Origin of the sequence: Arthrobacter sp. SW1 (genome assembly GCF_001766675.1) — a bacterium.
Taxonomy (GTDB): domain Bacteria; phylum Actinomycetota; class Actinomycetes; order Actinomycetales; family Micrococcaceae; genus Arthrobacter.
In genome coordinates, this window is record NZ_MJLT01000068.1 from 149,775 (window position 1) to 161,305 (window position 11,531).

The 11,531-nt window shown below is 66.9% G+C and carries 12 protein-coding genes; 10 read left to right on the forward strand and 2 right to left on the reverse strand.

The window, feature by feature from the left end; genetic code table 11:
* Positions 1–364: 364 nt before the first annotated feature.
* Both hflX and BIU82_RS18555 read left to right on the forward strand, forming a co-directional pair.
* The gene (gene hflX, locus BIU82_RS18550) at positions 365–1,927 is read left to right on the forward strand and encodes a GTPase HflX (protein WP_070350930.1); all 1,563 of its coding nucleotides are present in this window, start codon (positions 365–367) and stop codon (positions 1,925–1,927) included.
* The gene (locus BIU82_RS18555; RefSeq protein WP_070350931.1) at positions 1,920–3,971 is read left to right on the forward strand and encodes an ATP-dependent DNA helicase; all 2,052 of its coding nucleotides are present in this window, start codon (positions 1,920–1,922) and stop codon (positions 3,969–3,971) included. Before hflX ends, BIU82_RS18555 begins: the two co-directional genes overlap by 8 nt.
* A gap of 72 nt (positions 3,972–4,043) precedes the next feature.
* On the opposite strand, the gene lexA is transcribed toward BIU82_RS18555, so the two are convergent.
* Positions 4,044–4,790: a transcriptional repressor LexA gene (gene lexA, locus BIU82_RS18560; RefSeq protein ID WP_070350932.1), complete on the reverse strand. Its 747-nt coding sequence runs from the start codon at positions 4,788–4,790 to the stop codon at positions 4,044–4,046.
* Between the two features lie 335 nt (positions 4,791–5,125).
* Between lexA and BIU82_RS18565 the strand changes: the two genes are divergently transcribed.
* From BIU82_RS18565 to BIU82_RS18595, 8 genes are read left to right on the forward strand one after another with little or no spacing between them, the layout of a single operon-like run.
* On the forward strand, positions 5,126–5,482 hold the full coding sequence (locus tag BIU82_RS18565; RefSeq protein ID WP_070350933.1) for a LysM peptidoglycan-binding domain-containing protein: 357 nt from the start codon (positions 5,126–5,128) through the stop codon (positions 5,480–5,482).
* Positions 5,483–5,536: 54 nt separating this feature from the next.
* Positions 5,537–6,655, forward strand: a complete 1,119-nt coding sequence (locus BIU82_RS18570) for a histidinol-phosphate transaminase (protein ID WP_070350934.1) — start codon at positions 5,537–5,539, stop codon at positions 6,653–6,655.
* A 40-nt stretch (positions 6,656–6,695) separates the two neighbouring features.
* Positions 6,696–7,322 (forward strand): imidazoleglycerol-phosphate dehydratase HisB, encoded by a 627-nt coding sequence (gene hisB / locus BIU82_RS18575; protein ID WP_070350935.1) that lies wholly within the window; start codon positions 6,696–6,698, stop codon positions 7,320–7,322.
* Entirely contained in the window at positions 7,319–8,041 is a 723-nt protein-coding gene (gene hisH, locus BIU82_RS18580) for an imidazole glycerol phosphate synthase subunit HisH (RefSeq protein ID WP_070350936.1), read from the forward strand. Before hisB ends, hisH begins: the two co-directional genes overlap by 4 nt.
* Position 8,042: 1 nt before the next feature.
* Positions 8,043–8,201: a hypothetical protein gene (locus BIU82_RS19990; RefSeq protein WP_171906584.1), complete on the forward strand. Its 159-nt coding sequence runs from the start codon at positions 8,043–8,045 to the stop codon at positions 8,199–8,201.
* Positions 8,202–8,229: 28 nt separating this feature from the next.
* Positions 8,230–8,976: a bifunctional 1-(5-phosphoribosyl)-5-((5-phosphoribosylamino)methylideneamino)imidazole-4-carboxamide isomerase/phosphoribosylanthranilate isomerase PriA gene (priA, locus tag BIU82_RS18585; RefSeq protein WP_070350937.1), complete on the forward strand. Its 747-nt coding sequence runs from the start codon at positions 8,230–8,232 to the stop codon at positions 8,974–8,976.
* A complete protein-coding gene (locus BIU82_RS18590; protein ID WP_070350938.1) occupies positions 8,976–9,908 on the forward strand; it encodes an SseB family protein in 933 nt (310 codons plus the stop codon). The genes priA and BIU82_RS18590 overlap by 1 nt, the downstream gene beginning before the upstream one ends.
* Before the next feature lie 55 nt (positions 9,909–9,963).
* Positions 9,964–11,229, forward strand: coding sequence for an MFS transporter (locus BIU82_RS18595; RefSeq protein WP_070350939.1), 1,266 nt, complete (start codon positions 9,964–9,966; stop codon positions 11,227–11,229).
* Positions 11,230–11,325: 96 nt separating this feature from the next.
* Here BIU82_RS18595 and BIU82_RS18600 read toward each other — a convergent pair.
* Positions 11,326–11,531 (reverse strand): DUF1844 domain-containing protein (locus BIU82_RS18600; RefSeq protein ID WP_253182847.1); only part of this gene is annotated, 206 nt, incomplete at its 5' end.

Genomic DNA, 11,531 nt, shown 5'->3' on the forward strand with positions numbered 1-11,531 from the left:
AGCCAAAGGAAACCGCCGGTCCGGCAATTGCTTGACAACGCCTGATAGAGTTGTATGCATGTTCTTGATCTTTGAGTAATTCAGCCCCTGCGACGCAGGCCTGCCCGCGGATCCCGCTTGGATTCCCGCCGGCACAGCCTTTCCGCCTTGGCATGATCCCGGTAGGCAGCGCCCCATTCGGCCTCTGTCATCCTTGCCGGAAACTCAACAGATCAAATCCCGCACCGTTCCAGCCGGCCCATGCCGGAGGAACTGCGTTGCGGATTTCCTGTGTGGTCCTGCGAAGGCGTCAGCCCAGCGCGAAGAGCGCACCATCAGACATCAAACGGCATTATTCTGGATATGCCGAACCTCTAAGGAGACCATGACCACGCAGCAGAACACCGGACCCGATTCCGACGCCCAGGACATGAGTCCTGAACAAATCCAGGCTGTCATCGACCGGATTCTCTCCAAGGATGTGCCGGCAGCGGCGCGGGAGCGTGAAGAACCCCGCGGCGTGCTCGGCAAGGCCCAGGCGATTTCCACCCTGGACGAAGAACACAGCATTTACGACGGCGAGCAGGAAGACCTCGCTGAGCGTCGCGCCCTGCGGCGCACGGCAGGCCTTTCCACCGAACTCGAAGACGTCACCGAGGTCGAATACCGGCAGCTGCGCCTTGAGCGCGTCGTCCTTGCCGGGCTCTGGACTGAAGGCACCCTGGCGGATGCCGAAAATTCCCTCCGCGAACTGGCCGCGCTGGCCGAAACGGCCGGTTCGGAAGTCCTGGACGGCATCGTCCAGCGCAGGACCAAGCCGGATCCGGGAACGTTCCTCGGCTCAGGCAAGGCCTTGGAGCTGAAGGAAATCGTCATGTCCACGGGCGCGGACACCGTCATCGTGGACACCGAACTGGCACCGTCCCAGCGGCGCGGGCTGGAAGACATCGTCAAGGTCAAGGTGGTGGACCGCACCACGCTGATCCTGGACATCTTCGCCCAGCACGCCAAGAGCCGCGAAGGCAAGGCGCAGGTGGAGCTCGCACAGCTCGAATACCTGCTCCCGCGCCTCCGTGGTTGGGGTGAATCCATGTCCCGCCAGGCCGGTGGCCAGGTGGGCGGTGCCGGAGCCGGCATGGGTTCCCGTGGCCCCGGTGAAACGAAGATCGAACTCGACCGCCGGCGCATCCGTACGCGGATGGCCAAGCTGCGGCGCGAGATCGCGGCCATGAAGCCGGCACGGGAGACCAAACGGGCCAACCGCCGTCGTAATGCCGTACCGTCCGTGGCGATCGCCGGGTACACCAACGCCGGAAAGTCGTCCCTGCTCAACCGGCTCACGGATGCCGGTGTGCTGGTGGAGAACGCCCTGTTCGCCACGCTCGATCCGACGGTCCGCAAGGCGCAGACCCCGGACGGTATCAGCTACACCCTGGCCGATACCGTCGGATTCGTCCGCTCCCTTCCGACGCAGCTGGTGGAGGCCTTCCGCTCCACCCTGGAGGAAGTGGCCGACGCCGATCTCATCCTTCACGTCGTGGATGTGTCCCACCCCGATCCAGAAGGCCAGATCGCGGCGGTGCGGACCGTGCTCGCCGAAGTCGACGCACGCAAGATCCCGGAAATCGTCGTGCTCAACAAGGTGGACGCAGCCGATCCCTTCGTCGTCGAGCGCCTCAAGCAGAAGGAGCCGCGGCACGCCGTCGTCTCCACCCGCACGGGGCAGGGCATCGCCGAACTGCTTGAAGCCATCAGCGCGGCCATCCCGCGCCCCGGCGTCCGGCTGGAAGCGTTGATCCCGTACAACCGCGGTGAACTCATCAACAAGCTGCACAACTCAGATGCCGAAATTCTCAGCCTCGAGCATGAGGAAGGTGGTACCCGGGTGGTTGCCATGGTGCACGAAAACCTGGCAGCCGAACTCGGTGAATTCGCCATCGATGGCTGAGCAGGAAGCAGTCATTACCGGACGGTCCAGGGCGGAACGCACCGCCCTGGACCTTCTGGACAAGGCAGTTGCCGGCATGGGCGGGCAAAGCCGTACCGGCCAGCACATCATGGCACAGCACGTCGCACGGGCCATTGAGGACAACGAGCACCTCCTGGTCCAAGCCGGCACAGGAACCGGAAAGTCGCTGGCCTACCTGGTGCCGCTGATCGCCCACGCCATGGACAGCAACAAACCTGCGCTGGTTTCCACGGCGACGCTCGCACTACAGAACCAGATTGTTGCCCGCGATCTTCCGCGCCTCCTCGAGACCTTGGACCCGCTGTTGGAGCGCCCGGTCAGCGTGGCCCTCGTCAAGGGCCGGGCGAACTACCTCTGCCTGCACAAACTGGAAGGCGGCTTCCCCAGCGAAGAGCCGTCCGAGGGCCAGCTGTTCTCCCTCGGCGAGGACACCAGCGTGCCGCATGTGGCGGCGTCGATCGGCGGCCCCGCCTCCCAGCTCGGCAAGGAAGTGCTGCGCCTGCGCGAGTGGGCCGAAACCACTCCCACCGGTGACCGGGATGAGCTTATGCCCGGCGTCACGGACCGTGCCTGGCGGCAGGTGTCCGTCACCGCCATGGAGTGCCTCGGCTCGCAGAAGTGCCCGCTCGCCGAAGAGTGTTTCAGCGAACTGGCGCGGCAGCGCGCGGCCGAGGCGGACGTCGTTGTCACCAACCACGCCATGCTCGCCGTCAGCGCCTTCGAAGGCCTCGCCGTGCTTCCCGAGTACGACGTCGTGGTGGTAGATGAGGCGCACGAACTCCAGGACCGCGTCACCGGCGCCGTCTCCGGGCAGCTGTCCGTGACAATGGTCCATGCCGCCGCCTCCAGCGCCCGCAAGCACACCGCCATCACCGTGGACGCCCTCAACGCGGCGGCGGACCGCCTGGAACTGGCCTTGGCCGGGGCACCGTCAGGCCTGCTGCCGAACGGGTTGAACGATGAGCAGCTTGACTGCATCGACCAGCTCCGCGAGGCGTGCCGTGCCGCGTTGTCCGACTCCAAGGGCGATTCTTCCCAGGCCGTCGACGGCGGCCGCCAGCTTGCGTGGTCCCGCCTCCTGCTGATCCACGACCTGTGCGAACGGCTGCTTGCCGCCCGTGAGAACCGCGAAGTGGTCTGGATTTCTCGGACCGGCAGCTTCGACCCACAGCAGGGCTACTCGGCGCCGGACGAGAGCGCTCCGGCGCTGCTGAACATCGCGCCGCTGAGTGTTGCCGGCCGCTTGCGTGAAGGACTGTTCGCGGACCGTACCGTGGTACTGACCTCGGCCACGCTTGCCATCGGCGCAGCCTTCGAGCCCGCGGCCGGCGGCCTCGGGCTGATGGGGGAAGGAGCACCAAGCTGGACCGGGGTGGATGTCGGCTCGCCGTTCGACTACCCCAAGCAGGGAATGCTCTACGTTGCCGCGCACCTGCCCAAGCCCGGGCGCGGCACGTCTCCGGAAGCACTCGATGAGCTTGAACAGCTGCTCCGGGCCTCCAAGGGAGGTGCCCTGTGCCTGTTTTCCTCGCGGCGTGCGGCAGAGGACGCTGCGGAGCAGATGCGTTCCAGGCTGGATCTGTCCATCCTGTGCCAGGGCGAATCGACCATGGCGGCGCTCGTGAAACAGTTTGCCGAGGAGAAGGACACCTGCCTGTTCGGCACCATGTCCTTGTGGCAGGGCGTGGATGTGCCCGGCGGTTCCTGCCGCCTGGTGGTGATCGACAGGATTCCTTTCCCGCGCCCGGACGATCCCCTCATGACTGCCCGTTCGCGCGCTGTAGCGCAGTCCGGTGGGAACGGATTCATGGCAGTTTCCGCCACGCATGCGGCCATCCGCCTGGCACAGGGAGCCGGGCGATTGATCCGGTCCACCGGGGACAAGGGGGTCGTGGCCGTCCTTGACTCCAGGCTTTCCACGGAGCGTTACGGCGGCTTCCTGAGGGCGGCCCTTCCTCCGTTCTGGGCGACGACGGACAGCGGCGTGGTGCGCGGAGCGCTGGAAAGGCTCAGCGGCAGTTAGCTTGAGCCCCAGCGGCAGGTGGATCGAACGCAGCTGGATTGACCGCCGCAGTTAAATCGGACACCGCCGCAGCTAAATCGAACGCAGTACCGAGACGACCTTGCCCATGATGGTGGCGTGGTCTCCGAGGATCGGTTCGTACTGGGTGTTCTGCGGCAGCAGCCAGGTGTGGCCGTCCCGCTGGCGGAAGGTCTTGACCGTGGCCTCGTCGTCCAGCAGGGCCGCGACGATGTCACCGTTGACGGCGTCGTTCTGGCGGCGCACCACAACCCAGTCGCCGTCGCAGATGGCGGCGTCGATCATCGAGTCACCGGCTACCTTGAGCATGAAGAGCTCGCCGTGGCCCACCAGCTGGCGGGGCAGGGGCAGGACGTCTTCCACGGTCTGGTCGGCCAGGATGGGACCGCCGGCGGCGATCCGGCCCACCAGGGGGACCATGGCGGTATCGCTGGCGCTGGCCAGTTCGGTCACGGCAATGCCGCCCGTGCTGCGCAGGGTGGCCGGAGCCTCCACGCCGGGAATCTCCGCTCCGTCCTCAAGGGTGAGCGGCATGAGCACTTCCATGGCACGGGGCCGTTTCGGGTCCCGTCGCAGGTAGCCCAGCTTCTCCAGCTGGGAGAGCTGGTGGGTCACGCTGGACAGGCTCGCAAGACCCACGGTGTCGCCGATCTCGCGCATTGACGGCGGGTAGCCGTTCTCGTTCACGGACCGCTGGATGGTTTCCAGGATTTTCTTCTGCCGGACGGTCAGGCCTTTTGCGGCCCGGGACGGCTGCTGGCTCCGCGGGGATGCCCCGTTGCCGTTGGCTCGTGCTGCCATGTGTGCCGCGTCCTTCCGCTCCGCCCGGCAGGTGGACCAGGTGCGGGCCGCTAAATTGTCAGACCCTCCTGATGCACTGTTCCGGTGCTTGTTCCTTCACTCAAACGTAGGCCAGGCATAGGCGTTTATCAAACATTTGTTCTAGCGAGTCTCGACACCATTCGTTGATAAGTGCTAAAAATGTCATAGCAAGGTTCGAATATGTGTTCTAGTCAGCCGTTCGAACAACCTTCGATTCGAACTTCGGGTTCGAAGGCGGCGCTGACGATGAACGAATTGGCAGCCATGTGCCGGGCGGGTCCGGGTGCAGGCTTTTCATCAGGAGGGCTCAGCTCATGTCCGGCACCACCATCACCCGCGAGTTTCCCCAGGCCGTCCCCGGCCGTCTTCGCCTCACCCGTCGCGGACGCATCGTCTTCTTCGGCATTCCTGCCATGCTCCTGCTTGCCGCCCTGCTCAGCCTGGCCGGCTTCCTGAACTCTCCGGCCAAGGCCGCTGACGAGGCAGGGGCGCTCCAAGTCACGCCGACTGTCACTGTCACGGTTCAGTCCGGCCAGTCCCTGTGGGGGATCGCCGGCGCTGCTGCCCCGGAGCGGGATCCCCGTGATGTCATCGTGGAGATCATCCAGTTGAACAACCTCGAAGGCGGTCGGATCACCCCGGGCCAGCAGCTCTTCGTCCCCGCCGCCTGACAGCCCGGCTGTCACAGTTTCAGGGCTCCACTGCTTGCGCCTTAAACTGTCAGGGTGAGTGAGCAGCTAGAGCGCCTTGACCGACTTCCCCTTCGGGACAACCTCCGTGGACTGAGCCCGTACGGCGCTCCGCAGCTGGATGTTCCGATCCTGCTCAATGTCAACGAAAACACCCATGGCGTCCCGGCTGACGTGCAGGCCGCAATCACCGATGCCGTAGCAAAGGCGGCCATGGGGCTGAACCGCTACCCGGACCGCGAATTCACCGAGCTTCGGGAAGCGCTGGCCGAGTACCTTGGCCACGGCCTGGGACCGGAGAACATCTGGGCCGCCAACGGCTCCAACGAAGTGCTCCAGCAGATCCTCCAGGCCTTCGGCGGCCCCGGCAGGACGGCGCTCGGATTCCCTCCCACGTACTCGATGTATCCGCTGCTCGCCAGTGGAACCGACACCGCGTACGTCACCGGCGTGCGCGCTGATGATTATGGACTGGACGCGGAATCCGCCGCTGCCCAGGTCCGTGAGCTCCAGCCGAACATCGTGTTCCTGTGCTCCCCGAACAATCCGACCGGTACCGGCCTCGGCCTGGATGTTGTCAAGGCCGTGTACGAAGCCGGCGAAGCCAGCCAGGCGATCATCATCGTCGATGAGGCGTACCACGAGTTCGCCCACGACGATACGCCGAGTGCGCTGACCCTCCTGCCGGGCCGCGAACGCCTCATTGTTTCCCGCACCATGAGCAAGGCCTTCGCCCTGGCCGGTGCCAGGCTCGGCTATATGGCGGCGGCCCCCGAAGTGACTGACGCGATCCGGCTGGTGCGCCTTCCGTACCACCTGTCGGCCGTCACCCAGGCCACCGCTTTGGCTGCCCTCCAGCACCGTGAGGCCCTCATGGCCGATGTCGAAGACATCAAGGTCCAGCGGGACCGCATCGTGAACGAGTTGCTCCGTCTCGGGCTGAAGCCCGCCGCCTCGGATTCGAATTACGTCTTCTTCGGCGGCCTGGAGAATCCGCACCAGGTCTGGCAGGGCCTGCTGGACGCCGGCGTTCTGATCCGCGACGTCGGCATTCCCGGGCACCTGCGCGTCACCGCCGGTACGGAGGCCGAAACCACGGTCTTCCTCGAAGCCCTCGAAACCCTGCTGGACGGCCGGGCCCCGGCCCGGGCCTAGACTTGAAGCAGATCCACCCCACCCCTCAAAGGACTATTCAATGAGCGAAAACGGCGCCGTTACGGCAGCCGCCCGGACCGCACGCATGGAGCGCACCACCAGCGAGTCTTCGGTCTTCGTCGAAATCAACCTCGATGGCACCGGCGTCTCGGACATCAGCACCACCGTGCCGTTCTACGACCACATGCTCACCGCGCTCTGCAAGCATTCGCTCATCGACATGACCGTCAAGGCTACAGGGGATACCCATATCGACGCCCACCACACCGTCGAGGACGTCGCCATCACCTTCGGCGAAGTGCTGCGCACAGCCCTCGGCAACAAGGCCGGCATCCGCCGCTTCGGTGAAGCGACCGTCCCCTTGGACGAAGCACTGGCCCACGCCGTCGTCGATGTTTCCGGACGCCCCTACCTGGTCCACGGCGGCGAGCCTGCCGGACAGGAATACCACCTGATCGGCGGGCACTTCACCGGCTCGCTGACCCGGCACGTCTTCGAAGCCATCACCCTGCACGCCGGCATCTGCCTGCACATGAATGTGCTCGCCGGCCGCGACCCGCACCACATCGTCGAGGCCCAGTTCAAGGCCTTTGCCCGCGCTCTCCGTGCCGCGGTGGAATCAGATCCGCGCGTGGAGGGCATCCCGTCCACCAAGGGAGCCCTGTGAGCAAGCAGATCCTCAAGGACGGCGCCGTCGTCGACCCCGACGCCGCCGGCCGCATCGTCTCTCCTGACGGCAAGCCCACCGTCACCGTGCTGGACTACGGCTCCGGGAACGTCCGCTCGGCGGTGCGCGCGCTGGAGCGCGCCGGCGCCCACGTCACCCTCAGTGCCAAGCCCGAAGACGTTCTGAACGCCGACGGCTTGCTGGTGCCTGGCGTCGGCGCCTTCGAAACCGTGATGCGTGAGCTTAAGGCCGTTGACGCCATCCGGATGATCGGCCGCCGGGTTGCCGGCGGCCGCCCGGTGCTCGGCATCTGCGTTGGCCTGCAGGTTCTTTTCGAGGCGGGTGTCGAACACGGCACGGAAGCCGAAGGAATGGGCGAATGGCCCGGCAAGGTCGAACTGCTGCCGGCTCCCGTGGTCCCGCACATGGGCTGGAACACGGTCAAGGTTCCGGAAGGCTCCAAGCTCTTCGCCGGCGTCGAGGACGAACGCTTTTACTTCGTGCACTCCTACGGCGTGCAGAAGTGGGAGTTCGACGTCGCGCAGCCCCGGATGGCACCGCCCATGGTGACCTGGTCCGAACACGGCGCGCCCTTCATCGCCGCCGTGGAGAACGGCCCGCTGTGCGCCACCCAGTTCCACCCGGAAAAGTCCGGCGACGCCGGCGCGCGCCTGCTGCGCAACTGGGTCGAAGGGCTGCGCCCCAAGGCCGACGCCTGATATGTGGTCCATCATCCTGATGGGAGTGGCCGGCCTGCTGATCGGCGGCGGCATCTCCTTCCACCAGCAGAAGCGCCCGCGCTGGATCTCCATCGCCTTCTACGTGCTGGCCGCCATGGCACTGCTGGCCGCTTTCCTCTTCACGCAGCCGGGCAAGTAACCCGGCCCCGACAACCCAAGGACTCTCCATGACCACCGCTTCCAAACTGCCCGTTCTGGAACTCCTGCCCGCCGTCGACATCGTGGACGGCCAGGCCGTCCGCCTCCTGCAGGGCGAAGCCGGATCGGAAACCAGCTACGGCACCCCGCTGGAAGCCGCCCTCAACTGGCAGGACGCCGGTGCGGAATGGGTCCATATGGTCGACCTTGACGCAGCCTTTGGCCGCGGCAACAACGCAGAGCTCATCAGCGAGGTCGTCTCGCAGCTGAACCTGAAGGTCGAGCTGTCCGGCGGACTGCGCGACGACGAGTCCCTGGAACGTGCCCTCGAGCTCGGCGTCGCCCGGGTAAACCTCGGCACGGCCGCCTTGGAAAACCCGGACTGGACCAAGCGCGCCATCGAGCGCTTTGGCGACAAGATCGCCGTCGGCCTCGACGTCCGCGGAACCACGCTCGCCGGGCGCGGCTGGACCAAGGAAGGCGGCGATCTCTGGGAGGTCCTGGCCCGCCTCGAAGACGCCGGCTGCGCGCGCTACGTGGTCACCGACGTCACGAAGGACGGCACCCTGCAGGGTCCTAACGTGGAGCTGCTGAAGCAGATGGTCGAGAAGACCGGCAAGCCCGTGGTGGCCTCCGGCGGCATCTCGAGCCTCGAAGACCTGCGCGTACTGCGCGAGCTGGTGCCGCTCGGCGTCGAGGGCGCCATTGTGGGCAAGGCCCTGTACGCCGGTGCGTTCACGCTTCCGGAAGCCCTGGACGTGGCCGGCCGCCGCTGATGCGTGGAACCCAGGATCCGGCGGGCGGCACCCGCGCCGATACCCCGGCGCCGCGGCGCGAGCTGCCCGGCCATATTGCCGCCGCATTGGCGGGTGCCGGGGGAGCAACGGACTCCGCCGGCGTCCCCTGGTCGGGCCGTGACCTGAGCGGCGAGGCCGCGAAGATCCACAACTTCGAGGACGACGACGGTACCGCCGACGCCGGTTATCTTGCCGCCGTCGAGGCCCTGCTTGAGGGCCGCGGCGGCGAGACGGACGTGGTCGCGGCGCTGGCAACGGCCCGCGTCTTTGTCCCGGTGATGGCCACCCTGGCCGAAGAGGCTGACGGTGTGGCCGACAGCCACGGCCACACGTTGCACGCAGACAAGCAGGCCGATATGGCCCTCGTGACCCTGAAGGCGCCGGACGGCCGCACGGCCATGCCCGTGTTCACCTCCGCCGCTGCGCTTGAAGCATGGCATCCCGAGGCCCGGCCGGTGGCGGTCTACGCGGCCCGCGCGGCACTGTCCGCGGTCTCCGAAGGTGCCCAGCTGCTGGTGCTGGATCCGGGTTCCGATTTCACTTTCGTGGTCCGCCGCCCGGCAGTGTGGGCATTGGCACAGCAGCGCGACTGGACGCCGTCGTACCTGGATGATCAACTGGAGTCTGCTCTCGCTTCCACGGCCCGGGAATTCCCCGCGGTACGCAGGCTGGAAACCCGCCAGGGCGCCGGGACGGCGGCCCGCACGGCAGCAGGTCAGACGGTCGCCGGTGGCGGCGCCGGACCGGAACTCCAGGTGGTGCTGTTCCTCGAAGACGGACTCGACGCCGCCGCGCTCCAGGCGTTGCTGGGACGGCTGAACGAAGCGTGGGCGCAGCTTGACGCCTTCGCGGAGAACGTCGACTCGCTGGAGGTCAAGCTGCAGCGCGCCGCGCAGGACACTGCGCCTTAACGAAGGTTGCACCGGTTCACGGGGCAGCCACTGGGGAACAAAGAGGTTGTAGCTCGTGAATTTCGCTCTCTACAAAGAGACGTTGTCCATCCGTTCGGTCCGGCAATTGCTGATCATCGGACTGATCGCGCGCATCCCGCACTCCGCGGCCGGTGTGCTCCTGACCCTGCACATCGTGCTGACCCTGGACCAAGGGTACGCTGCGGCCGGTGCCGCCGCCGCGTTGATGACCATCGGCATTGCCATCGGCGCGCCCTGGCGCGGCCGCCGCGTTGACCAGGCCGGGCTCCGCAAGGCGCTCATTCCTTCGGTGATTTCCGAAGCCCTGATCTGGGCCGTGGTACCGCACGTCAGCTATCAGTGGGTGCTGCCGCTTGTCTTCATCGGGGGGCTGTTCAGCCTGCCGATCTTCAGCGTCATCCGGCAGTCCCTTGGCGTGCTGGTGGAAGGTGACCAGCGCCGCTCGGCCTTCGCCCTGGATTCGATCTTCACCGAACTTGTCTTCATGATCGGCCCCGCGGTGGGCGCCATCGCGGCCACCAGCGGCTATTCGGGCCTCGCGCTTACCGCGGTCGGCGCCTCCGTGTCCGTCTCCGGCCTTTTCCTGATCTGGTTTAATCCGCCCACCCGCACCGAGGACGTCTGCACGGCCGAGGAAAGCGCAGCACGCGCCGCGGACGATCTCGCCGCGGCCGGTGCCGCCATGGTGGCTTCAGCCGCGCACGTCCAGGAGGCGGCCTCCGAACTCGCCCCGGCGGGCTCCAAGCTCGCCAGGCTCCGCGGGCACGTCGCCCGCAACTTCGCCTGGCTCACCGTTTCCGTCGCCGCAGTGTTCGTGGTGGCCGCGGGCGCGGGCATGGTCCTTAGCGGCACGGACGTCGGCATCGTTGCCATCCTGGAACGCTCCGGACATGAGACGGACCTCGGCATCGTGTTCTTCTTCTGGTGTGCCGCCTCGGTGGTCGGCGGCGTGGTGTACGGCGCCATGCACCGCCCGGTCTCGCCGCTGGTGCTCCTGCTCGGCATGGCGGCCCTGACCATTCCCATGGGCCTGGCCAAAGACACCTGGACCCTCGCGCTGCTGTCGATCCTTCCGGGCCTGCTGTGTGCTCCCGTTCTGTCGGCCGCCTCGGAGAAGGTCGCCGACGTCGTGGACGAAGAACGCAGGGGAGAGGCCATGGGCTGGTACGGCTCGGCCCTCACCGCGGGCGTCGCACTCGGCGCGCCGGTGGCCGGCGTCTTCATCGACGGCGTGGGCTCCTGGGCCGGCTTCGTCTCGGTGGGCGTGGCCGAGCTGCGGCGGGCCGCCCGGGTCCGCTGAGCCTGCTTGGCTGACAAACGACGACGGCGGGCGGTCCCCCCCCAGGGGCCGCCCGCCGTCGTCGTGTCTGCTTCGGGTGGTGTCAGTTCACCGCCGTCAGTTCACCGGTCCGGTGAACTTCTCGCCCGGTCCCTTGCCCGGCTCGTCCGGAATGAGGGAGGCCTCACGGAAGGCCAGCTGCAGGGAACGCAGGCCGTCGCGCAAGGGGCCCGCGTGCTGGGAGCCGATCTCCGGCGCCGCGGCCGTCACCAAGCCGGCCAGCGCGGTGATGAGCTTGCGCGCTTCATCCAGGTCCTTGAGGT